24 protein-coding genes and 1 other annotated feature are annotated in these 21848 nt (G+C 50.4%); of the genes, 2 read left to right on the forward strand and 22 right to left on the reverse strand.

Going from position 1 to position 21848, the window contains the following annotated elements; all coding sequences use genetic code 11:
* Window positions 1-75: 75 nt before the first annotated feature.
* From rplL to rpmG, 7 genes are all read right to left on the reverse strand, one after another.
* Window positions 76-441 (reverse strand): 50S ribosomal protein L7/L12, encoded by a 366-nt coding sequence (rplL, locus tag TX85_RS24410; protein WP_044482534.1) that lies wholly within the window; start codon window positions 439-441, stop codon window positions 76-78.
* 61 nt (window positions 442-502) lie between these two features.
* Complete coding sequence (gene rplJ / locus TX85_RS24415; protein WP_044482535.1) at window positions 503-1012, reverse strand: 50S ribosomal protein L10; 510 nt, start codon at window positions 1010-1012, stop codon at window positions 503-505.
* A gap of 35 nt (window positions 1013-1047) precedes the next feature.
* Window positions 1048-1196 (reverse strand) — a sequence feature (ribosomal protein L10 leader region).
* Window positions 1197-1276: 80 nt separating this feature from the next.
* Window positions 1277-1969 carry a 50S ribosomal protein L1 gene (rplA, locus tag TX85_RS24420; RefSeq protein WP_044482536.1) on the reverse strand — a complete coding sequence of 231 codons (693 nt, stop codon included), beginning with the start codon at window positions 1967-1969 and terminating at the stop codon, window positions 1277-1279.
* A 101-nt stretch (window positions 1970-2070) separates the two neighbouring features.
* Entirely contained in the window at window positions 2071-2496 is a 426-nt protein-coding gene (gene rplK / locus TX85_RS24425) for a 50S ribosomal protein L11 (protein ID WP_044482537.1), read from the reverse strand.
* A 115-nt stretch (window positions 2497-2611) separates the two neighbouring features.
* A complete protein-coding gene (gene nusG, locus TX85_RS24430; protein WP_044482538.1) occupies window positions 2612-3145 on the reverse strand; it encodes a transcription termination/antitermination protein NusG in 534 nt (177 codons plus the stop codon).
* Window positions 3146-3168: 23 nt separating this feature from the next.
* Window positions 3169-3360 carry a preprotein translocase subunit SecE gene (gene secE / locus TX85_RS24435; RefSeq protein ID WP_044482539.1) on the reverse strand — a complete coding sequence of 64 codons (192 nt, stop codon included), beginning with the start codon at window positions 3358-3360 and terminating at the stop codon, window positions 3169-3171.
* Between the two features lie 21 nt (window positions 3361-3381).
* Window positions 3382-3531 (reverse strand): 50S ribosomal protein L33, encoded by a 150-nt coding sequence (rpmG, locus tag TX85_RS26170; protein WP_071784256.1) that lies wholly within the window; start codon window positions 3529-3531, stop codon window positions 3382-3384.
* Window positions 3532-3881: 350 nt separating this feature from the next.
* On the opposite strand from rpmG, the gene TX85_RS24440 reads away from it, so the two are divergent.
* The gene (locus tag TX85_RS24440) at window positions 3882-5039 is read left to right on the forward strand and encodes a phosphodiester glycosidase family protein (protein ID WP_044482540.1); all 1158 of its coding nucleotides are present in this window, start codon (window positions 3882-3884) and stop codon (window positions 5037-5039) included.
* 68 nt (window positions 5040-5107) lie between these two features.
* On the opposite strand, the gene sigH is transcribed toward TX85_RS24440, so the two are convergent.
* The 10 genes from sigH to TX85_RS24490 form a co-directional block, all read right to left on the reverse strand.
* Window positions 5108-5761: an RNA polymerase sporulation sigma factor SigH gene (gene sigH, locus TX85_RS24445; RefSeq protein ID WP_374705707.1), complete on the reverse strand. Its 654-nt coding sequence runs from the start codon at window positions 5759-5761 to the stop codon at window positions 5108-5110.
* 155 nt (window positions 5762-5916) lie between these two features.
* Window positions 5917-6438: an NYN domain-containing protein gene (locus TX85_RS24450; RefSeq protein ID WP_044482542.1), complete on the reverse strand. Its 522-nt coding sequence runs from the start codon at window positions 6436-6438 to the stop codon at window positions 5917-5919.
* 6 nt (window positions 6439-6444) lie between these two features.
* Window positions 6445-7197 carry a 23S rRNA (guanosine(2251)-2'-O)-methyltransferase RlmB gene (gene rlmB / locus TX85_RS24455; RefSeq protein ID WP_044482543.1) on the reverse strand — a complete coding sequence of 251 codons (753 nt, stop codon included), beginning with the start codon at window positions 7195-7197 and terminating at the stop codon, window positions 6445-6447.
* A 66-nt stretch (window positions 7198-7263) separates the two neighbouring features.
* Window positions 7264-7698: a Mini-ribonuclease 3 gene (locus TX85_RS24460; RefSeq protein ID WP_044482567.1), complete on the reverse strand. Its 435-nt coding sequence runs from the start codon at window positions 7696-7698 to the stop codon at window positions 7264-7266.
* A gap of 32 nt (window positions 7699-7730) precedes the next feature.
* Window positions 7731-9143 carry a cysteine--tRNA ligase gene (gene cysS / locus TX85_RS24465; protein ID WP_044482544.1) on the reverse strand — a complete coding sequence of 471 codons (1413 nt, stop codon included), beginning with the start codon at window positions 9141-9143 and terminating at the stop codon, window positions 7731-7733.
* Window positions 9144-9198: 55 nt separating this feature from the next.
* Window positions 9199-9867, reverse strand: coding sequence for a serine O-acetyltransferase (gene cysE / locus TX85_RS24470; RefSeq protein WP_044482545.1), 669 nt, complete (start codon window positions 9865-9867; stop codon window positions 9199-9201).
* Window positions 9868-10646: 779 nt separating this feature from the next.
* Window positions 10647-12107, reverse strand: a complete 1461-nt coding sequence (gltX, locus tag TX85_RS24475; protein ID WP_044482546.1) for a glutamate--tRNA ligase — start codon at window positions 12105-12107, stop codon at window positions 10647-10649.
* On the reverse strand, window positions 12107-12622 hold the full coding sequence (gene ispF, locus TX85_RS24480) for a 2-C-methyl-D-erythritol 2,4-cyclodiphosphate synthase (RefSeq protein ID WP_044482547.1): 516 nt from the start codon (window positions 12620-12622) through the stop codon (window positions 12107-12109). Before ispF ends, gltX begins: the two co-directional genes overlap by 1 nt.
* Window positions 12619-13350, reverse strand: a complete 732-nt coding sequence (ispD, locus tag TX85_RS24485; protein WP_044482548.1) for a 2-C-methyl-D-erythritol 4-phosphate cytidylyltransferase — start codon at window positions 13348-13350, stop codon at window positions 12619-12621. The genes ispF and ispD overlap by 4 nt, the downstream gene beginning before the upstream one ends.
* A gap of 49 nt (window positions 13351-13399) precedes the next feature.
* Complete coding sequence (locus TX85_RS24490) at window positions 13400-14488, reverse strand: PIN/TRAM domain-containing protein (RefSeq protein ID WP_044482549.1); 1089 nt, start codon at window positions 14486-14488, stop codon at window positions 13400-13402.
* Between the two features lie 203 nt (window positions 14489-14691).
* On the opposite strand from TX85_RS24490, the gene TX85_RS24495 reads away from it, so the two are divergent.
* The gene (locus TX85_RS24495) at window positions 14692-15087 is read left to right on the forward strand and encodes a nucleoside triphosphate pyrophosphohydrolase family protein (protein WP_044482550.1); all 396 of its coding nucleotides are present in this window, start codon (window positions 14692-14694) and stop codon (window positions 15085-15087) included.
* 416 nt (window positions 15088-15503) lie between these two features.
* On the opposite strand, the gene pssA is transcribed toward TX85_RS24495, so the two are convergent.
* The 5 genes from pssA to TX85_RS24520 form a co-directional block, all read right to left on the reverse strand.
* Window positions 15504-16235, reverse strand: a complete 732-nt coding sequence (pssA, locus tag TX85_RS24500; protein ID WP_044482551.1) for a CDP-diacylglycerol--serine O-phosphatidyltransferase — start codon at window positions 16233-16235, stop codon at window positions 15504-15506.
* Between the two features lie 48 nt (window positions 16236-16283).
* On the reverse strand, window positions 16284-17360 hold the full coding sequence (disA, locus tag TX85_RS24505; protein WP_044482552.1) for a DNA integrity scanning diadenylate cyclase DisA: 1077 nt from the start codon (window positions 17358-17360) through the stop codon (window positions 16284-16286).
* Window positions 17361-17373: 13 nt separating this feature from the next.
* Complete coding sequence (gene radA / locus TX85_RS24510) at window positions 17374-18741, reverse strand: DNA repair protein RadA (RefSeq protein WP_044482553.1); 1368 nt, start codon at window positions 18739-18741, stop codon at window positions 17374-17376.
* 234 nt (window positions 18742-18975) lie between these two features.
* Complete coding sequence (locus tag TX85_RS24515; protein WP_044482554.1) at window positions 18976-20211, reverse strand: DHHW family protein; 1236 nt, start codon at window positions 20209-20211, stop codon at window positions 18976-18978.
* Window positions 20212-20228: 17 nt separating this feature from the next.
* On the reverse strand, window positions 20229-21623 hold the full coding sequence (locus tag TX85_RS24520; protein ID WP_233500857.1) for an MBOAT family O-acyltransferase: 1395 nt from the start codon (window positions 21621-21623) through the stop codon (window positions 20229-20231).
* Window positions 21624-21848 lie beyond the last annotated feature (225 nt).

The raw sequence follows: 21848 nt of genomic DNA on the forward strand, positions 1-21848 counted from the left end.
AGTTGACTTTTTGAACACGCACTTATAAACAAACCCCTTGAATAAATTCAAGGGGTTTGCCTTCATATAGAAGAATTATTTTACTTCTACGCTTGCGCCTGCTTCTTCCAATTTTGCTTTCACAGCTTCTGCTTCTTCTTTGCCAACTTTTTCTTTCAGTGGCTTTGGAGCGTTGTCAACCAGGTCTTTTGCTTCTTTCAAGCCCAGGCCGGTGATTTCGCGAACTACTTTGATAACGTTGATCTTGGACGCGCCTGCGTTAGTCAGGATTACGTCGAATTCGGATTGCTCAGCAGCTGCTTCTCCGCCGCCGCCGCCACCTGCTACAACTACTGGAGCTGCTGCAGTTACGCCGAATTCTTCTTCGATTGCTTTTACGAGATCGTTCAGTTCAAGAACGGTCATCGCTTTAATGGCTTCCAAAATGCTCTCTTTACTCATGATAGAACCTCCGTTATTTTGAATTTGATTAATAGTTTAGACTGCTGTCAGCGAGGCAAGCTTATGCGCTTGCGCTGCCTTCTTCTTTCTCTGCAACGGCTTTGACTGCCAGTGCCAAGTTGCGGACTGGAGCTTGAAGCACGCTGAGGAGCATCGAAAGGAGACCTTCGCGGGAAGGAAGATCCGCCAGTGCTTTAATTTGGTCAACACCGACTACACGGCCTTCAACCACGCCACCTTTAATTTCCAAAGCTTCATTCTTCTTCGCGAAATCGCTCAGAATTTTAGCCGGAGCTACTGCGTCTGTCGCGCTGAATGCAATGGCCGTAGGACCTGCAAGCACTTCGTCCAGCTCGGTAAGTTCCGCAGCTGCAGTTGCGCGGCGAACGAGCGTGTTCTTCAGCACTTGGAATTCCACGCCAGCTTCACGAAGCTGCTTACGCAGTTCGGTCACTTGGGAAACATTCAGACCGCGGTAGTCTGCCACTACAGTCGTTGCGCTCTCGCGCAGCTTAGCAGTTACAACGTCAACGGCTTCTTGTTTTGCTTGAATCACTTTAGCGTTTGCCAACCTGTACACCTCCTGATAGATTTCCCGGCTTTCTTCATGTCATGAAAAAAGCCTCCGCAGAATCACGAAGGCCTGAAGAATCATTAATTGCAACGACTGCAATCAACAGATATTCTATCACAACACCTCGGTAGGAAATTAAGCCATCGGCACCTACTGTCTACGGTTATCATATTCAAATGAATTTGTCGCATTAAACAACTTGTTCAGTTTACAGGGATTCCAAAACTTTGTCAATCCCCTAACCCGCTCTTTCAAGCGGTATTATTTGTAAACTGCAGTGTTAACACGAGCGCTAGGACCCATTGTCGAAGAAATCGCAATGTTCTTCAAGTATACGCCCTTCGCAGCAGCTGGTTTTGCACGATTCAATGCATCGATGAGAGACTTGAGGTTCTCATTCAATTGCTCGGCAGTAAAGGATACTTTACCGATTGGTGCATGAATTTGTCCAGCCTTATCCAGACGGTACTCGATTTTACCTGCTTTGATTTCTTGAACAGCCTTAGCTACGTCAAACGTAACTGTACCTGCTTTAGGGTTAGGCATGAGGCCCTTACCACCGAGCAGACGGCCCAGTTTACCAACTTCGCTCATCATGTCCGGTGTTGCTACGCAGACATCGAACTCGAACCAGCCTTGTTGGATTTTGTTGATCATGTCTTGATCGCCTACGTAATCAGCGCCGGCCGCTTCCGCTTCCTTCACTTTTTCACCTTTGGCGAATACCAGAACGCGTTGTGTTTTACCTGTGCCATGCGGCAGTACAACAACACCACGAACGGCTTGGTCTTGCTTACGAGGGTCTACGCCCAAACGAACTGCCGCTTCAACGGTTTCGTCGAATTTTGCAGTTGCTGCCTTTTTCACCAGTTCAACGGCTTCGGCAGGCTCATAAGTAGCTTCGCTGTCGATCAGCTTGGCTGCTTCAAGATATTTCTTACCGTGTTTAGCCATGTAATTCGTCCTCCTTTGTGGTATTAGCGGAATATCCTCCCACCAGAGCAACTTCAGTTGCAAGTTCTTGATGTTCTTCTAAGTTGCTTGTACGCCAAGAACTAGTCTTGGATCGTGATGCCCATGCTGCGAGCAGTACCTTCAACCATGCGCATAGCCGATTCAACGGATGCTGCGTTCAGGTCAGGCATTTTTTGCTCCGCGATTTGACGAACAACGTCGCGTTTCACGGTAGCCACTTTCTTCTTGTTCGGTTCACCGGAACCCTTCTCGATCTTCGCTGCAACGCGAAGCAGAACGGCAGCCGGAGGAGTTTTGGTGATGAACGTAAAGGAACGGTCTTCAAACACCGAAATTTCAACCGGAATGATCAAACCTGCTTGATCGGCTGTACGAGCATTGAACTCTTTACAGAATGCCATGATGTTGACACCTGCTTGACCCAGTGCCGGACCTACCGGAGGCGCAGGATTCGCTTTCCCTGCAGGAATTTGCAGTTTAACAACTTTGATTACCTTTTTTGCCATGTGAGACACCTCCTTGCCCTAGTAGTGGTAGACGGAGCCTGGGCTCCTCCCACGTAAAAACCCTAAGAAACCTTTAGAAGCAGCTCAAATAATCATCTGACTTTTGAGCAATTACTTATATTTTTTCCACCTGAGTGTAGTCCAGCTCAAGCGGGGTTTCTCGTCCAAACATGTTGACGTGAACCTTGAGCTTGCTTTTGTCGACCAGAATTTCCTCGATCGATCCGACAAAATTGGCAAACGGGCCAACTTTGATACGCACGGATTCTTTCAAATCGAACTCGATGACAGGCTTTGGCTCTTCCATGCCCATATGCTGCAAAATCTGTTCTACTTCTTCAGGAAGCAGAGGTGTGGGCTTGGAGCCAGAACCTGTAGAGCCGACGAATCCCGTAACCCCAGGTGTATTGCGAACAACATACCAGGAATCGTCCGTCTGGATCATTTCAACCAAGACATATCCGGGGTAAACTTTACGCATGACGGTCTTTTTCTTACCGTCCTTGTTTACCACTTCTTCTTCCATAGGAACAAGAACGCGGAAAATCTTGTCTTCCATGCCCATAGACTCGACACGCTTTTCCAAATTGGCTTTGACTTTGTTTTCATACCCGGAATAGGTATGAACTACGTACCATCTTTTTTCCATCTCAAGCCACCTGTGGACCCTTCTTAAATAATCGCATTGATCACAGCGGAGATGCCGATATCAAGTACCCAAAAATAAATCGCGACAACAGTAATTGTACCAAGCACAATCAGCGTGTAATTGGTCAGCTCTTTACGATTAGGCCAGCGAACCTTTTTAAGCTCAGCCCAGCTTTCAGAGAAAAAAGAGATCAACTTCTTGAAACTTTTTTTCATGCGCGACTACACCTCCAAAGACTATCTGGTTTCGCGATGAGGAACTTGCTCGTTGCAAAACTTGCAAAATTTCTTCATCTCCATGCGGTCGGGGTGGTTACGCTTGTTTTTCGTTGTCGTGTAGTTTCTTTGTTTGCAGTTCGTACAAGCCAACGTAATTATTACCCGCATGATGTGCACCTCCCGAAGACATTCCTGATTAAGAAAGTCTCATTGTTTAAACCTAAAAATGAAAAGCACAAATTTAGGCCTACCTAAAACACTTTATCACATGCCCTAACCCGTGTCAACGAGCCAAAGCAAGCTTTCCGTTTCGTTAAATAGAGGTGTTTCTGGAATCTTCTCCGGGATGACTCTCCCCCGACCTGCAAGGCCTGCCCGCTGTCAATGCGTACTTGTTCTATTATAGCACAGCTAAGCCGGGGCTAAACCTATTGCCGATACCTTCATACCGGCTGCTATTCTTCCGATAATACGCTGTAAGATTAAAACATAACCTACTACGCAAAAGGAGCTCTAACATGAAGAAAAGGTTCTTGCTTATCCTTCTGGCACTGATGTGCCTCGTTCCATCTGTTACCCTAGCAGCGGAAAGACCCTCCGCCAATGTGAAAAACAAGGTTCTTCTGGAAGCGCAAAGCGGTGTCTCTTACATACCTGCACGAGCTTTAAACGGCTTTTCAGGAATCGAGGTTATCTGGTCTGCTTCGTCCAAAAGGGCTGAGTTCATCCAGGGAGCTGCCCGACTCTCCCTCACTGTCGGTGAAAAAACTGCTCTTATTAACGAATCCCCGCTCTCGCTTTCGAATGCAGCCTTTGTAGAGGAAGGTACCGTATACGTTCCGCTCAAGCTTGTATTGGACAAGCTTGAGCTCTCGGCAGCATGGAGTAGGAGTACAGCACCTCTATCTGTCACCCTCACCGGCGGAGAAGAAAAGCTTGTGCTGCCGGCTGTCACACGGACTCCAAGCTCGGCTGCCAAGAAGGCCGTCAAGCAGGAGCAAAAGACCTTTAAGGTATCCAAGAAATCATTTACAGTCCAAATTGTAACAGTGGATCTCATGCATCCGGATGTTCGGCTAAATGTCGTTCTTGTCGGCGATGAGATCGGAAAGGTTGAGGATCTGAGCAGCATGGCGAAGCGAAGCAAGGCTGCGGTCGCCATCAACGGAACCTTCTTTGATGCCTACACGGAGAGCGCACATAAGGCACCCTATGGCTACATCGTAACCGGCGGAGAATTAAAAATGAAGGCGGGCGGAGACCGGCGGACTATTTTCACTTATGACACCAACATGCTGGCGGGCATGATCCCCGGGCCGGACTTCACCGACGCTTTTGAGCAAGGCTCTATCGAAGGCGCCATTCAAGCCGGTCCGCGGCTTGTGAAGGACGGAGCGGTTGCTGTGGATGTTGTGGAGGAAGGGTTCCGGGATCCGAAGATTCTAACGGGCGGAGGCGCAAGAAGCGCGCTTGGCATCACCAAGAATCACGAGCTGTTATTCGTCACCTCCAGCGGAGCAACAATCCCGCAGCTCGCGGAAATTATGAAGCAGGCCGGTGCTGTACAGGCCATGAATTTGGATGGAGGAGCCTCAAGCGGACTCTATTATAACGGAAAGTATCTCACAACACCCGGAAGAAAGATCAGCAATGCGCTCATCGTTACACTTCAATAAGAATCAAAAAGAGACGGTAGGGGAGTCCCCGCCGTCTCTGTGCTTTCTTTTTTACATAACCAATAAGTTCAAATACCCATATCACGATCTTCCAGATAACGTTCAAGCTTCCGCTTGACTCTCTGAAGGGCGTTATCGATTGATTTCACATGGCGCTTAAGATCTACGGCAATTTCCTGGTAGGACCTGCCATCAAGATAGAGCATCAGCACCCTGCGCTCAAGATCACTAAGAATCTCGGACATCTTGTCTTCAAGCCCGATGAATTCTTCCTGGTTAATAATAAGTTCTTCCGGATCACATACGCGCGAGCCGCAAATTACATCCAGCAATGTGCGGTCGGACTCTTCATCGTAAATCGGCTTGTCCAGCGAAACATAAGAATTTAGCGGAATGTGCTTCTGGCGCGTTGCCGTCTTGATCGCGGTAATGATCTGACGGGTGATGCAAATCTCTGCAAACGCTTTAAACGAGGCCAGCTTGTCCCCCCGAAAATCCCGAATCGCCTTATATAGGCCTATCATCCCTTCCTGGACGATATCCTCCCGATCAGCACCGATGAGAAAGTATGACCTGGCCTTAGCTCGCACAAAGCTACGATACTTGTTAATCAAGTATTCCAATGCTTCACTATCACCATTACGTACAGCTTCTACAATGTCCTCATCGCTCAGGACTTCATAGTCGAACCTAACCCACGTCTCGAGGTTGACACTCACCACTTAATCCCTCCGGCTGCAACGCACGGTGCCCCGTCACTCAGTCAAGTAATACGAACAGTATATATGATGGTCCATACCAGCGTCAACCAAAAAAGTACCAAAAGATGTAAAGTCGAAACTTGTCAAGAGGAAATGGGCATAATTGGGCAAGGGTCTTATTCCCTGCGCCATCGCTCAAACATGGTTCTCATATCGGGACTAAGCTTCGAATCGATGGTGTTCCGTCCCGAGTTGCTGCGCCGTTCATTCAGCTTGATTTGGACGTCCCTCTCGCTTTGCTCTACCTGAGTCAACAGCTCCTTGGCCGAAACTCGCAGCGCCCCCTGGCCGAAGATAACATGCTGCTCGACCATATCACTCGTGGCAACATAGATTTGCCGGCGGCGGTGGGACAGCTCGCCTACCAGCCGTTCAATGCATTCGTCTGCAGTCTCTTTTTCCTTGGTGAAATAGATGTCGACCTTGTATTGAGCAAAGGACTTGCCGAGACCAGGCACCCGATAGGCGTCAAATACAACAATAACCTTCCTGCCCGAAAAGGCCTGATAGTCGGCCAGACGCTCCAGCAGACGGTCCCGTGCCGCCTCCAGATCGTACTTGGATATGGAGGACAGCTCCGGCCAGCCACCGATCATATTATATCCATCGACCAGCAGACAATCGCGCAGATCGCGCATATAGCGTTAACCTTCGCCGCGTCGTCTGCGCAGCACTTCATACATCACTACCCCTGCTGCAACCGAAGCATTCAGGGAGTTCAGTTGACCGCTCATCGGCAGCTTCAGCAGCACATCACAGGTCTCGCGCACCAGACGCCCCATTCCTTTATTCTCATTCCCGATCACGATTGCCGCAGGACCTGTGAAAATCTTCCCTCCGCCGTAGATCTCTTCTTTGGCTGCAACATCGGTCCCGACGATCCATACACCGGCTTCCTTCAACTGCTCCATCGTCTGCACAAGGTTCGTTACCCTGGCCACAGGCACATATTCCACAGCCCCGGCTGATGTCTTGGATACGGTAGCGGTAACTGCTGCCGAACGGCGCTTCGGAATGATTACGCCATGCACGCCAGTGCACTCTGCTGTACGAAGAATCGAACCCAGATTGTGCGGATCTTCAATTTCATCAAGAATAAGCAAAAAAGGAACCTCTCCCCGTTCGGAGGCCCGGGCCAGCAGGTCCTCAACTTCAGCGTAGGCATAAGGAGCCGCTTGAGCGACAACGCCCTGATGCTGAAGGCCCGGGGCCATCTGATCCAGCTTGCGCTTGTCCACGAACTGAACGATGATCCCCCGGTTCTTTGCTTCCGAAATAATCGGCTGGGTCAGATGCTTCTGCGCACCCTCGGCGATCCAAATTTTATTGATGGTGCGGCCTGCTCTCAATGCCTCCAGCAACGAGTGCTTGCCTGCAATCCACTCTTGATCCTCCATATAAATCCTCCTGATCGATATTCATGTTCATTTATTCGTTATCCGTGCTTAATACCGTTTCATGCATCACTTTTGTCCTGATGCCTCATAGCGCTCGAAGCCCAGAGCGATTAACGAGCGAAGCCGGTCATGATCTCCCGAATAATATAAAAATCCGATTAACGCTTCAAATGCCGTTGCATGGCGATAATCGAGTACATTTGCATTTTTGGGGACAGTGCCGGATTTGGCGTTGCGTCCCTGGCGGACGATGTCCTGCTCCGTCTCGGTCAACTCCGGCTCCAACAGGGACAGGATGGTCGCCTGCGCCTTGGCGGAGACGTAGCTCGTGGAGCGCAGATGCAGTTGGTGCGGCCGGAGATTTGGCCGCGCTATCACATGCTGGCGGACGGCGACCTCATAGACGGCGTCCCCGATATAGGCCAGCGCGAGCGGCGGCAGCAGCCGCGCTGGCTTGGACGGCGGCTCCGGGAACCAGAGCGCCGCATCGGCGCCGCTCATACCGCTGGCGCCGCCTTCTGCACCCGGGCCCATCATTTGCGCCGCCATCTCATGCCCTGCGGAGTATCCTCCAGCAGGATGCCCTGCTCCTGCAGGAGATCGCGGATCTCGTCAGCCCGGGCCCAGTTCTTCTGCTTCCGCGCTTCCACCCGCTCCGCAATCAGCGCTTCGATCTCTTCGTCAAGCAGCTCCGGCTCTGCCTCGCCAGCAGCGACCCGCAGCACGCCGTTCATCTCCGCAAACAGCTCTGCCGCCGCCTTGAGATCGGACGCCTTCACTTCAGCCTGCGCCAGCAGGCCATTGACCTCGCTAACCCAATCGAACAATGCTGTAATTGCATCCGGCGTGTTGAAATCATCCTGCATTTTGGCATGAAACATGCTGCGGATCGCTTCCAGCTTCTGTGTCCATTCCGGGGTTGCGGCTGCGGCATCATTCATTGCCTCCGCCTCTCGCAGCCGGTAATGCAGGTTGCTGGCCGCATTGGAAATCCGCTCCGCCCCGCGCACCGCTTGAAGCATCGTTTCTTCCGTAAAGTTAAGCGGGTTCCGGTAATGCGTCGACAGCATGAAGAAGCGTATCGCTTCCTTCGCATACTGACTGCGCAAATCCTTTACAAGTACACCGTTGCCCAGCGATTTCGACATTTTCTCCTCGCCGATCTTAATATACCCGTTATGCATCCAATAGTTCGCAAGCGGCTTGCCGGTGACAGCCTCGGATTGGGCCGCCTCACATTCATGGTGCGGAAATTGCAAATCCTGACCGCCGCCGTGAATGTCCAGCGTATCGCCGAGCAAATGACGCGACATCGCCGAGCACTCGATATGCCAGCCGGGACGTCCTGGTCCCCACGGGCTTTCCCAGAAAATCTCGCCCGGCTTGGCAGCCTTCCACAGCACAAAATCCTCCGGGCTCTCCTTGCGATCATCCACATCAATCCGAATGCCGAATTGAAGCTCTTCAATATTCTGGCCGGAGATCTTGCCGTAATCCGCGAATTTCTTCGTCCGGAAGAAGACGTCGCCTCCATTAGGGTAAGCGTAGCCCTTGTTCTCCAGATCACGGATAAATTCGATGATCAGCTCCATGCTCTCGGTTACGCGCGGGTTCGCCGTCGCACGGGGAATACCCAAGCCTTCCAAATCCTCGTAGTACGCTCCGATGAAGGTCTCCGCGACCTCCGGCACCGACGCCCCCATCTCTTCCGCTTTGCGGATCAGCTTATCATCCACGTCTGTAAAATTGACGACGTAATTTACCTTGTAGCCCTGATTCTCCAGGTAACTGCGCACCACATCAAAAAAGATCATTGGTCTCGCATTCCCAATATGAACATAACCGTATACGGTCGGTCCGCATACATACATTGATACTTGTCCCGGCACCTGACTTTGAAATGTCTCTTTGCTCCGGGTTACGGTGTTGAATATTTGCAGGCCCATGTTCTCTTCCCTTTCTATTATCGATTCCTGTGCTCTGTATTTATATGGTCAAACCTCAATCCGGCAGTGTCTTCGCGGCTTGTTCCGATGAGCGTTGTTCCTTCAAGCTTCTAAGCTCTTCCTGGAGCGCTGCAATCTGCTCCTGAAGCTCGCGCATCGTATCGACAACCGGATCGGGGAGCTGATGGCTCAGGCGGTCCAGACGCTTGCCACCCTGACGAACAATCTTGCCCGGGATACCGACCACCGTGCTGCCGGCAGGAACCTCCTTCAGCACAACCGAGTTGGCTCCAATATTGGACTGGTCTCCGACAGTGAACGACCCGAGAATCTTGGCGCCGGAGCCGATGACGACATTATTGCCGATCGTCGGATGACGCTTCCCTTTCTCCTTGCCGCTCCCGCCCAGGGTTACTCCCTGATAGATAACCACATCATCTCCGATTTCGCAAGTTTCGCCAATGACGACCCCCATGCCATGATCAATGAACAGCCGTTCCCCGATCACTGCGCCGGGATGAATCTCGATCCCCGTAAAAAATCTGCTGACCTGAGACACGATACGCGCAAGTGTATACCAACGCCGGTGATAGAGGAAATGCGCAATCCGGTGGCTCCAAATGGCGTGCAGACCGGAGTAAGTAAATATGACCTCAAATCTGCTTCTGGCAGCCGGATCATTCTCAAAGACCGCCCGAATATCCGATTTCATTCTCTTGAACATAGGCTCCCCCTCTTTCTGCCTCGTCTCTCAGTACACGCTCTCCCAAAGTCTTTTCGAACAATTTGTGCAGTAATATAAACCGAACCAATAGCTGATTGCTGGACAACCTTGATGATTAATTGCAGAAAGTACAACTAAAATCCTCGCCATTTCTTAACTTCATAGGTTGGTTCAACCCTCGTTCTCTCAGCCTTATAAAAGGTGGTTTTTGGTTTCTCACATTTCGCAAGCTCAACTGGCTAAAACCGTAAAAAGGCGCCCCTGCAGCCTTCGCTGCAGAGACGCCGGTTTGCGTGGTCCCACTCTGCTTTGGATGAAATCCTTCCGTACATCAATGACTTCATGCCGTTAAATATCCGGCACAAGCATCGGAGTCAGAGGACCTCTCCCTTGTTCATCCTTAACGCGGACAATCGTCAGAAATTATAGGGTGTCCGAAGAAAGATACCACTAAATCTGCAGCTCCCGGGTGCATTTCCACTGTTCGCAAGGAGATAACTCTCAGCTGCGGGTACAGCTCGTTCTCCTGTATCCACCGTTATCCTCTCTGGGCCATGCGGTTCATTCAGCGTACTTCTCCCGTTCAACGCCTTTATTTGCTTATAGAGGTTGTTCGAAAAGTCATCTTTTGATCACGAAGTCGGTGCTGAAAAGCTGACCTTTTGAACGCACACTTATATACCTAAATTATATCCTAACTTTCTATACCTGTTGCTGTATCTGTATCTTACCCGATCATCTGTCAGATTGACAACAGCCGATTTATCTCAGCTATGCTGTTAAGCCCCGCGAACCTGACTCTTCAACCGGTCCATCGTGCGGTCGCGGCCCAGCAGGTAGATGCTCTTATTGAGATCCCGCCCATGGGTCTGCCCCGTCAAGGCCACACGGATCGGCATAAAGAGCCCTTTCCCCTTCACGCCGGTCTCCTTCTGAACTTCCTTGATCCAGCCGGCAATCGTTTCCGGCGAGTATTCGCTTCCGGCTTCAACCTTCCCAAGGAAAGCAGACAGCACTTGCGGAACCTGCGGCTCAGCAAGAATACCGGCAGCCTCTTCATCCAGCTCCAGGTGACTGCGGAAGAACATATCCGACAATTCGACGATATCGGAAGCGGATACCATCTGCTCCTGATAGAGCGCTACTAGCGTCTTCGCCCATGCTTCCTGCTCTGCAGTTAATTGGGCAGGAAGGCGGGACGCCGCCTGCAAATGAGGGATGGCAAGCGCAGCAATCCGATCCGGATCCGCATTCTTGATATAGTGGTTATTCAGATGTGCAAGCTTGTTCTTGTCGAACACAGCCGGGCTGCGGGACAACCGATTCGCGTCAAAGATGGAAATCAACTGCTCCTTGGAGAAGATTTCTTCTTCCCCTTCAGGCGACCAGCCTAGCAATGCGATAAAATTAAACAAGGCCTCCGGCAAATAGCCAAGCTTGTCATACTGCTCAATGAACTGAATCACGCTCTCGTCGCGCTTGCTCAGCTTCTTGTGGTTATCTCCGACAATCAGCGTCATATGACCAAACACCGGAGGCTCCCAGCCGAACGCTTCGTAAATCATAAGCTGCCGCGGTGTATTCGAGACATGATCCTCGCCCCGCAGCACATGCGTAATCTTCATGAGATGGTCATCCAAGGCTACGGCAAAGTTATAGGTAGGGATGCCGTCCTTCTTGACGATTACAAAGTCGCCGCTAACCTCGGATTCGAAGGTAATGCTCCCCTTCACCAGATCATCGAAGGTATAGGTCCGTCCTTCCGGTACGCGGAAGCGGATGCTTGCTACCCGACCTTCCGCTTCAAAGGCTGCGCACTGCTCGGGCGTCAGATCCCGATGCTTGCCGGAATACCGCGGCTGTTCCCCGCGGGCAATCTGCGCTTCCCGCTCTTGCTCCAGTTCCTCTTCCGTACAATAACACTTGTAAGCCAGACCGCGGTCCAGCAGTTCCTGCCAATAGGTCTTGTAAATATCCAGACGCTCGGTCTGGCGGTAAGGTCCAACCTCTCCGCCGACATCCACGCTCTCATCCCAATCGATGCCAAGCCACTTCAAGTAGGTAAGCTGACTCTCCTCGCCACCCTCGATATTCCGCTTCACATCCGTATCCTCAATGCGGATAATGAATTTGCCGCCATGATGTCTTGCGAACAAATAGTTAAACAATGCCGTTCTGGCATTCCCGATATGTAAATGCCCTGTTGGACTTGGGGCATACCGTACACGAATCTCAGTCATTACAATCCCCTCCCGGTAATCTCGCTATTCGATGATAGCATATCGGAAACCAGGCATACAATAGCCTGCGCAGCAATCCCCTCGCCTCTTCCGGCGAAGCCAAGATGCTCCGTTGTCGTTGCCTTCACGTTCACCTGCTGTGGTGAAGACTCCAGGGCTCCAGCGATAATCTCTACCATCTGCGGGATATAAGGCGCCATCTTCGGAGCCTGTGCAATAATGGTTGCATCCAGATTGCCGAGACGGTAGCCCCGCTTCTTGGCCATTTCCCATACCCGCTGAAGCAGCACCAGACTGTCAGCATCCTTATATTCGGCATCCGTATCTGGAAAGTGCCGGCCGATATCTCCTAGCGCCAGTGCTCCCAAAATAGCATCGCTCACCGTATGAAGCAGCACATCGGCATCCGAATGTCCGAGCAGACCCTTTTCATAAGGAATATGAACACCGCCGATAATACATGGTCTGCCTTCAACCAACTGATGCACGTCGAAACCTTGTCCCACTGCGATCATGAAACGTCCTCTCCCTCTTTCGATTCATTCATCTCTCTGAGAATGGACTCGGCAATACCGAGATCCTCTGGCGTAGTAATCTTGATATTATGATATCCGCCTTCAACCACCTTGACGGCCTTACCCATCCGCTCCACGAGCGAAGCATCGTCCGTCCCCGTGAAGCCCTCGGACTCAGCCTGCTTATGGGCAAGCAGCAGGTCAGACCGCCGGAAGGCCTGCGGCGTCTGAATCGCCCACAAGCTGCGCCGGTCCGGCGTCGCCGTTACATAACCTTCTGCATTCACCTGCTTGACGGTATCCTTGACAGGTACGGCCAGTACGGAAGCGCCATATTCGACCGCTGCCTTATAGCAGGAAGTTATCTCTCTGCTCGTGACAAAAGGGCGGACGCCGTCATGCACCAGTACCCAGGGGGCGGATAATTCCGCAAGTCCCTGGTATACGGAGTGCTGACGCTCGGCGCCGCCCGGTATAACCTTTATCTGCTTCGTGAAGCCGTACTCGGCAATCCAGGCCTTGCAGCGATCCACATCCTGCGCTCCTGTTACCAAGACGATCTCCTGAATTAGAGGATGGCGGTCAAATACCGCCAAGGTATGGACGATGATCGGCTTGTCCTCAAGCATGAGGAACTGCTTGCTCTCCTTCGTCCCCATCCTGCTGCCCCGTCCGGCAGCCACAATAACCGCACCGGCGTCCGCCGCAGGAAAATATTCGTTCTCCATGATTGTTAAGCCTCACCTGTCAAAATGTCATTACCCCCATCATACCTAATTATTGGGCTTTTTCCAACAGTTTCGGCTTGGCAAAGATCATCCGTCCCGCCGAGGTTTGCAGTACACTGGTTACCAGCACTTCCGTAATGGAGCCGATATAATCTCGCCCGCCCTCCACGACAATCATGGTGCCGTCATCCAGGTATGCAACCCCCTGTCCATGCTCCTTGCCATCCTTGATGACCTGAACCATGATCTCCTCGCCCGGCAGGACCACCGGCTTCACTGCATTGGCCAGGTCGTTGATATTCAACACGGATACACCTTGGAGTTCGCATACCTTGTTCAGGTTGAAATCATTGGTGACCACCTTGCCCTGGAGCACCTTGGCCAGCTTGACAAGCTTGCTGTCCACCTCGGAGATTTCTTCGAAATCCCCTTCATAGATCATCACCTTCACATCCAGCTCCTTCTGGATCTTGTTCAGGATATCCAGCCCTCTGCGCCCGCGATTACGCTTAAGCAAGTCCGATGAATCGGCGATATGCTGCAGCTCCTCAAGCACAAATTCGGGGATTACAATTGTTCCTTCTATAAATCCGGTCTTGCAAATATCTGCAATCCGGCCATCAATGATGACGCTTGTATCCAAAATTTTGTGCTCCTCGAACCTGTACGTTTCTTCTGTGCTTGCGCTTCCCCATTTTCCCGAAATCCATAATGAGGATAGCTCTTCCTTTTTGGCCAACCCAACACAGAGCCCTATATAACCGAGCAGCATGGATACCGCGAACTGAAGAAACCCCGCTAAACTCCCCAATCCGGCTAGAATAGGGTAGACCATTAATGATAGAAGAAGTCCCGCAGTCAATCCGGCCGATCCCGCCGCCATATCCTTCATCGGAATCTGTGTCAGAGCGGATATTCCTTGCTTCACCTTTGAGGACAATATCTCAAACGATAGCGAATAAACAAACAAAAACAGGCATGCGCCTGCCGCCGCCAGCAGCAGTTGTGCTACAATCGGATGCATCATCATGAACCAGTCTCTCAACGGACGGGGAAAAAAGCCTGCCGCCCCCTCCAGTGTATAACCGAACCATGCCCCGCATACGCCGGCCAATATTCTTACATAACGTTTCAGCATGTTATTCCTCACCTCCTAATTCTTTTTTCATTACCAGTATGATCCAATTTTTGACGTTGTAATCCGGGGCGGAGAACATTTTTTTGAACCGGTTTCTGATGTTGGCATGATCGAATTACAGACGCGGCGGGATTTCTGGTTGATTACGTAGGAAAGAGTGGCATATAATGGAGGCAATTCAAATATGTTGAGGTGGATGGAAAATGAGCGCATCAAGTCTACAAGCATTTCAGGATCAAGTATCGGAATTGTTGCTCCGTCACCGTAGTCTGCTGGATGTGATGTCCAAAATGGGACAAACTAATACAGCGGCCGTCCGTTCGGTAACCAAAGCGGTCACTGAATGCGGATGTGTCGAATTGCATGCCACCAAGCAGGAATTCGTTTCGGGTATTGCTCTGGAAGAAGCCAAGGAGCATATCAAGCATCATGTTCACGGAGAGCTGTGCGAGAACTGCCGGGATGCCGTGATGAATGAGCTCGGACGAAGCCTGTTCTATATGTCCGCTCTTGGTAATTTGCTCGGATTTGAGCTAGAAGAGGTGCTGCAGCGGGAATCCCAGAAATGTTCTACCTTAGGTTTTTTTAATATGTCCTAGTTCAAATATCAAAAAAAGAGGCTATCTCAAAGGTTAACGTAGCTGGCAGCTTCCTTGAACGGCGCTGCGACTTTGTGAGGTGCAGAAAAAGGCGCTAGAATGCACGATAATTACTGGCGTGGGAGCTCATATGGCGAATTTAGTGCAGAAAGGCATTATAATTGCTGATGCAAGCGCTCGTACGGTAAATTTAGTGCAGAAAAGCAATATAATTGCTGGCGCAGACGCTCGTACGGTGAATTTAGTGCAGAATGTCACTAAAATTGCTACCGTGGGGGCTCATGTGGCGATATAAGTGCAAAAAAGCATTAAAATGAGTAGACGCAAAAAGTTGGACGGAAAACGGACTCTTACGTTTTCTCGCCCAACTTTTTATTTGGGGGACTGATTGAACAGTCCCTTTTTGATTGCATTTATTAACGCTTCGGCCTGTAGATTCGCTCAGGGTCTTCATCCTCACGGCGTTTGCGGCGCAGCAGCTTTCTGATATTCTGCCTCAAACCATACCCTGCATAGAGTACCAGCGGTACAAAAATCAGCTTGGAAATCTGTTCGGGAAAGATCACCGCGATCATCACGGCCAGAAGGACCACAAAAGGAGTAAAGATAAGAGCTTTCTTGGGTAAACCCACCTTCTTGAAGTTCGGATATTTCACCGAGCTGACCATCAGGTAAGACAGCAAAATCATAGAAATCATCAAATAAAGTGCGGAAATATCTTTGCTGAATAAGGAAAGCGTAGCGACTACACCGCCTGCGGCGGGAATCGGCAGTCCAATGAAATATCCCGGGATTCCTTTATGAACGTTGAATCGGGCAAGCCTCAAGGCTCCACACATCGGAAACAGTGCCGTAACCACCCAGACTAATCCGGTCTGCGGCAGACTCTGGAATGAAATCAGATACATAATGAGTGCCGGTGCTACGCCAAATGAAATGATGTCTGATAAGGAATCAAGCTGTTTGCCGAATTCGCTCGAACAATTCAAGGCTCTGGCGACACGTCCATCCAGGCCATCCAGCAGCATAGCGACAATTACCATGATGGCAGCAAGACTGTACCTGCCGTCAAGAGCCAGCATCATGGCCAGCATTCCGAGAAACAAGTTACCAAGGGTAAACAGGTTCGGAATTGATTTTGTAATCATCTTTTCACCTCATAGAAATTCAGGTAACATCACTTGATTGTAGGGAATTTAGATTTGTCTGTCAATGAACACCTGCTCTTGAAGCCGCTTCAGCCCTTCCTTAATAGCACGCGCTCTCACTTCACCGATTCCGTCCACCTCATCCAGTTCTTCGATGGAAGCGGTAAGCACATTGGGAAGCTCATTAAATCTTTCAACGAGATTATGGATAATCACATTCGGAAGGCGGGGAATCTTGTTCAGGATGCGGTATCCTCTTGGAGAGATCAATTCCTCGGAAGTCGTCGCTGATGACGGATAGCCAAGCAGGCGGGTAATATGATTGTCATCCAGCAGCTCATCATCGGTTGAGCGCTTCAATCCCCCGATAATCTCGCGGATCGCCTCATCACTGCCGTCCTTCGCGTAGTCCTTATACAGCAGCCAGGCCTCCTCTTCCATGTTGCTGACCAATTCCTCCATCTGCATGCTGATCAGGCGTCCTTCGGTACCAAGCTCGTTAATAAACCGCTTGATCTCCATTTTGATGCGGATCACCATCTCAACGCGCTGAATCACGTTAATAACCTCCGGAATCGTAACAAGTTCTTCAAATTCCGAGGCAGACAGGTTAGTCAATGTCTGGTTCAATACGGCTCTGTATTTCTCCAAGGTCTGAATCGCCTGATTCGCCTTCGTCAGAATAACGCCGATCTCCTTCAATGCGTATCTCAGGCCGCCTTGATACAGTGTGATAATATTCCGCCTTTGCGAGATTGAGACCACAAGCTTGCCGGTCTGCTTCGCAACCCGCTCCGCGGTACGGTGCCGGATTCCTGTCTCTGAGGAGGCAATGGACGAATCGGGAATGAGCTGGGTATTGGCATAAAGAATCCGTTTCAAGTCTTCGCTCAGAATAATCGCACCATCCATCTTGGCCAGTTCGTACAGATAGTTAGGCGTGAAATCACAATTGATGGAGAAGCCGCCCTCGACGACCTCCATCACTTCCGGGCTGTATCCGACAACGATCAGTCCCCCCGTCTTCGCGCGAAGCACGTTCTCAAGGCCGTCGCGAAAGGCCGTTCCCGGTGCCACAAGCCTGAGCAAATCATTCATTTTTTCCGCCTGGGTAGTTTCCTTCATTATCTAGTGCCCCCTAATCTAACGCAACAGCTAGCGCATCTGCAACGGTATTAACACCGATTAATTGAATATCCTTGGGACCATTCCAGCCCTTCATGCTCTTCTCGGGAAGGATTACCCGCTTGAAGCCAAGCTTTGCCGCCTCCTTGACCCGTTGCTCCGCCCGGGCCACCGCCCGGACTTCGCCGGTCAGGCCCACTTCACCGAAGATGACGTCATACGGCTTGGTAGACAGATCCCGGAAGCTGGAAGCAATGCTCACTGCCATAGCCAGATCGACAGCCGGCTCATCCAGCTTGACCCCGCCGGCCAGATTCACATAGGCGTCCTGATTCTGAAGGAACATGCCCATCCGCTTCTCCAGCACGGCAATGATCAGATTCATCCGGTTATGATCAACTCCGGTTGCCATTCTTCTCGGTGAAGGAAAATGCGTGGAGGCAATCAGCGCCTGCAATTCGACCAGCATCGGCCGAGTGCCCTCCATACTGGCGACGACCGTTGATCCCGCCACTCCAAGCGGCCGTTCCGAGAGGAACAGCTCGGAGGGATTGGCTACTTCGGTAAGGCCTGCCTCATTCATCTCAAAGATCCCGATCTCATTCGTTGATCCAAAGCGGTTCTTTACCGCCCGGAGCAGTCGATAGGAATGATGCCGTTCCCCTTCAAAATAAAGGACGCAATCGACCATATGCTCCAGCATTCGCGGCCCCGCAATGGCGCCTTCCTTGGTCACATGGCCTACGAGAACCGTAGCAATGCCCTGGCCCTTGGCAATCCGCATGAAGCGTGCGGTGCATTCCCGCACCTGGGACACGCTCCCCGGCGCACTTGTTACCTCTGCCAGATAGACGGTCTGGATGGAGTCAATGACAAGGAAGTCCGGCTTGATCTGATCAATAGCCTCCTCGATATTGTCCATGCTGCTCTCGCACAGAACGTACAGTTCTGCCGAGAGAGCGCCCAAGCGCTCCGCGCGAAGCTTCGTCTGCCGGGTTGATTCCTCTCCGGAAATATAGAGCACCCTTAAGCCTGCCCGGGCCATTTCATGAGAGGTCTGCAGCAGCAGTGTCGACTTGCCGATCCCAGGATCTCCGCCGACCAGAATAAGGGAGCCTGGAACTACGCCTCCGCCCAATACCCGGTTCAGCTCGGCAATCCCCGTCTGAATTCGCGGCTCTTGACCACTTTCTATATTTATGATCGGAAGCGGCTTTTCTTTCGTATGAAAAATCCCCGAAGTGAGACCCTGAGTCTTAACGACCTTTTCCGTCTCCTCCACCATGGTATTCCATGACCCGCAGCCGGGGCATTTGCCATACCATTTGGGCGTCTCATACCCGCATTCCGTGCAGTAGAACTTTGTTTTTACTTTAACCATTTACCTCTCCTTTTCACACACTGCAAAATTTGTAAAACAATGCAGACAGCGGTACAAGGTATCATTAAAAGTTTACCATTGTTTTATTTCAACGGGAAGCATCTCCGGCAGAAACGGAGAGGTTATGGAACAAAAAAAGCAGCTACAAAGCTAAGCTTTGCAAGCTGCTTTTATTCTATTACATCGGTAAAACGCGTTGATTTTTGTAGAAAATCCACGATATTATTTGAACTTTCACATCAACTGATCAATCAGCTCGGCGATTCCCTTGGTACGGGCGACCGTAGAGTTATTTAGAAATAGCACGTCCGTAACGTGATGCTCCTCTACAAAGGCAGTCAGGCTGCCTGTATAAAACCTGGGATCGATATAATAAATGGATTGAAAATGCGGGATCAGATAAGGAATGAGCGCATTGGCATACGAGTCTTTGATCACAACAATGCTCTTCCCGTTATCCTGCCCGGTTTGAATTTCTCCCCACGGAAAATCCCCGCCTAGGAAGACCGAGTACAGGCCGATATCCTCCTTGGCATATGCCGGATCAACTACCTTACCTGCGACTTCCTTGCCATTCGAGTAATACCTGGTGTAGCTGTAGGTGTCCGCCGGCTGATAATAAGTAATCACATCCGGACGGGACTTCAGCTTGTAGTTTAACGTTGCCTTATAGGAGGAGCCCAGGAACCCATCGATCTCCCCCTGTGCGAAGGTGCTCAGCGGTACCGCCTCTTCTCCAATAGTCTTCATAAATTCGCTATATGCATAATAGGCGCCCAAAGCGGTCCAGTGATGATCTGTGCGAAAATAGATGTCCTCCTCCTTATGCTCATCCAGCGCCCTGTAAGCATCAATTTGTTGAATTCCGGAGGACAGCAATTCATTTATATGTCCGAACGCCTCCTTCTGCGAATCCGAAAGCCGGCTATATTGACCATGATCAATAAATTCAGAGGATGTCGGAACCAGCATGGAATAGACGCGGGCCGTGGACTCAACCTCGGAACGAAAGCGGTTCAGCGTTTCGGCATACAACTCGGCAGCGGTATTCGAATACTTAAACAGTGTGTAAGCCTGCTCTTTATAAATTAAATATTGCGTATCATGGCTTTCTTGCACCAGTTGCTCCGTATCGTTATCATCAGTCAATCTTAATGCGGTATTGTCTCCTCCTTGCTGAACCAGGATCGCTTCTTCGTCAGGCAGCCCTTTCCACGTCATAATAAGCGCGCCTGTCTTAGCCATGGAAGTGCGGAGCGGAAGGTGATCATTGAAATATTGATCGAGGTCCCGGGTGAAGGCGCCTGTCGCCAGACTCTCCCATGAAAAAGCAGGAAACTCCCCTAGGGCTCGCTGCTCCAGGGATGAGACACTTCCATTATCCGCATAGGTATGAATCAGGCTGATGATCCCATAACCAAAGATCATAACCAGAAATAAGACCGTATTTATTTTATATCGTAAATTCATATCTGCCCCTCCTTTCATCAGAAACGATAGTACAAAAAGGGATTATAAGAACTGCCGACAAGCAAGACTGTACAGAGAAAGAGAATAATGACTTGAAGGACCGGAGTCCCGGCAAACGCAATTCCCCTTCCCAGCCTTGGAAACGCCTTGGCAATCCTCCGGGCACCTGTTAGGAGCAACGGTGTTGAGAGAATCACGGCTGCAGCAACCAGGGTCAAATTGTCGCGCACATAGAATCCCAATTCTACATTGAGAATGGCTTTATGATTAAGGCCAAACATGGTAAGCAAGGCATGGATCGCTTCAGACAGATCTGTAAAGTAGAACCAAACCCAACCAATCAGAATAATCAGCACGGCATATATATGGGCAAATAGAGCAGGTAATTTATTTAGCCATTTGCCGAGAAACTGTCTTTCAATATAAATCAGCGTGCCGAAATAAAGCCCCCAAATAATGAAGTTCCAGCTGGCCCCATGCCAGATGCCGGTCAAAAACCAGACCACGAACAAGTTCCGCACGGTATTTCTTTGGTTTCCTCCCAGAGGAATGTAGACATAATCACGGAAGAATCCCCCCAGGGACATATTCCATCTCCGCCAGAACTCCCCCGCAGACTTGGAGATATAAGGATAGTTGAAGTTCTCCCTAAGATTGAATCCGAACATTTTACCTAAGCCGATCGCCATATCCGAATACCCGGAGAAATCAAAATAGATCTGCAAGGCGAACAGCAGGATGCCGAACCACATTCCCAAGACAGAGACTGAGGCTTCGTCCGCATGTAGCAGGAGATTGGCCGATTCTCCCAAGAGGTTAGCCAGCAGCACCTTTTTCCCAAGCCCGAATACAAAGCGGGAGACCCCTCCACTAAAGCCGGCCAGGGTGACTTGCGGACGTTCAATCTGCTCTTCGATATCCCGATAGCGAATGATCGGCCCGGCCACTAAATGCGGGAAGAAAGAGACGTAAAACAGGACCTTTTTCGGTGACCTCGGAGCCTCGATGACACCCTTGTAGACATCTGTGAGATAACAAATCAGTTCGAAGGTGAAGAAGGAAATACCAATAGGCAGCTTTATATCTGGAACGGGGAGCTGAAAGGGCAACAGCATATTCAAGCTCTCCATCAGAAATCCGGTATACTTAAAAAAGCACAGGAGGCCGATGTTGACTGCAATGGCTGTGATGAACAAGAGTCTGGACAGCGGGGTTCCTCTTGTCCGCTCGATGCCAAGGGCGAAGAAATAGCCTAGCAGGGACGCAGCCAGCAACAGGATCACCCATACCGGTTCTCCCCATGCATAAAACACATAAGAGAATCCGATCAAAATCCATATCCGATGAGTGGGCTTTTTGAATAAAAAATAAGCCGCGAGCAGAACAGGTAAAAAGAGGTATAAAAAAATCATGCTTGAGAAAACCATGTATGTAACTCCCTTCTCTCTATCAGAGCTTCCGAAAAGAAGTATAGAAAAGGAAAGTTAATAATCCATACAGCAGTTCTTAACAAATGCTTACCATTTTCTTATCTTTCTATCCTGGGCATAGAAAAGCCCGGCTACCGCATTCATGAAAGAACGCGGGTAGCCGGGCGCACTAGAAGAAGCCAATTCCCGTGGATGACGAGAATCGGC

The sequence above is a fragment of the Paenibacillus antibioticophila genome (assembly GCF_000455265.1).
In the GTDB taxonomy this organism is placed as follows: Bacteria; Bacillota; Bacilli; order Paenibacillales; family Paenibacillaceae; genus Fontibacillus; species Fontibacillus antibioticophila.

Excerpts from the sequence above, each read along its gene's own strand:
- rplL (WP_044482534.1), bottom strand. The coding sequence starts at position 441 with ATGAGTAAAGAGAGCATTTTGGAAGCCATTAAAGCGATGACCGTTCTT.
- rplA (WP_044482536.1), bottom strand. The coding sequence starts at position 1,969 with ATGGCTAAACACGGTAAGAAATATCTTGAAGCAGCCAAGCTGATCGAC.
- rplK (WP_044482537.1), bottom strand. The coding sequence starts at position 2,496 with ATGGCAAAAAAGGTAATCAAAGTTGTTAAACTGCAAATTCCTGCAGGG.
- nusG (WP_044482538.1), bottom strand. The coding sequence starts at position 3,145 with ATGGAAAAAAGATGGTACGTAGTTCATACCTATTCCGGGTATGAAAAC.
- secE (WP_044482539.1), bottom strand. The coding sequence starts at position 3,360 with ATGAAAAAAAGTTTCAAGAAGTTGATCTCTTTTTTCTCTGAAAGCTGG.
- rpmG (WP_071784256.1), bottom strand. The coding sequence starts at position 3,531 with ATGCGGGTAATAATTACGTTGGCTTGTACGAACTGCAAACAAAGAAAC.
- TX85_RS24440 (WP_044482540.1), top strand. The coding sequence starts at position 3,882 with ATGAAGAAAAGGTTCTTGCTTATCCTTCTGGCACTGATGTGCCTCGTT.
- TX85_RS24450 (WP_044482542.1), bottom strand. The coding sequence starts at position 6,438 with ATGCGCGATCTGCGCGATTGTCTGCTGGTCGATGGATATAATATGATC.
- rlmB (WP_044482543.1), bottom strand. The coding sequence starts at position 7,197 with ATGGAGGATCAAGAGTGGATTGCAGGCAAGCACTCGTTGCTGGAGGCA.
- TX85_RS24460 (WP_044482567.1), bottom strand. The coding sequence starts at position 7,698 with ATGAGCGGCGCCGATGCGGCGCTCTGGTTCCCGGAGCCGCCGTCCAAG.
- cysS (WP_044482544.1), bottom strand. The coding sequence starts at position 9,143 with ATGGGCCTGCAAATATTCAACACCGTAACCCGGAGCAAAGAGACATTT.
- cysE (WP_044482545.1), bottom strand. The coding sequence starts at position 9,867 with ATGTTCAAGAGAATGAAATCGGATATTCGGGCGGTCTTTGAGAATGAT.
- gltX (WP_044482546.1), bottom strand. The coding sequence starts at position 12,107 with ATGACTGAGATTCGTGTACGGTATGCCCCAAGTCCAACAGGGCATTTA.
- ispF (WP_044482547.1), bottom strand. The coding sequence starts at position 12,622 with ATGATCGCAGTGGGACAAGGTTTCGACGTGCATCAGTTGGTTGAAGGC.
- ispD (WP_044482548.1), bottom strand. The coding sequence starts at position 13,350 with ATGGAGAACGAATATTTTCCTGCGGCGGACGCCGGTGCGGTTATTGTG.
- TX85_RS24490 (WP_044482549.1), bottom strand. The coding sequence starts at position 14,488 with ATGCTGAAACGTTATGTAAGAATATTGGCCGGCGTATGCGGGGCATGG.
- TX85_RS24495 (WP_044482550.1), top strand. The coding sequence starts at position 14,692 with ATGAGCGCATCAAGTCTACAAGCATTTCAGGATCAAGTATCGGAATTG.
- pssA (WP_044482551.1), bottom strand. The coding sequence starts at position 16,235 with ATGATTACAAAATCAATTCCGAACCTGTTTACCCTTGGTAACTTGTTT.
- disA (WP_044482552.1), bottom strand. The coding sequence starts at position 17,360 with ATGAAGGAAACTACCCAGGCGGAAAAAATGAATGATTTGCTCAGGCTT.
- radA (WP_044482553.1), bottom strand. The coding sequence starts at position 18,741 with ATGGTTAAAGTAAAAACAAAGTTCTACTGCACGGAATGCGGGTATGAG.
- TX85_RS24515 (WP_044482554.1), bottom strand. The coding sequence starts at position 20,211 with ATGAATTTACGATATAAAATAAATACGGTCTTATTTCTGGTTATGATC.
- TX85_RS24520 (WP_233500857.1), bottom strand. The coding sequence starts at position 21,623 with ATGATTTTTTTATACCTCTTTTTACCTGTTCTGCTCGCGGCTTATTTT.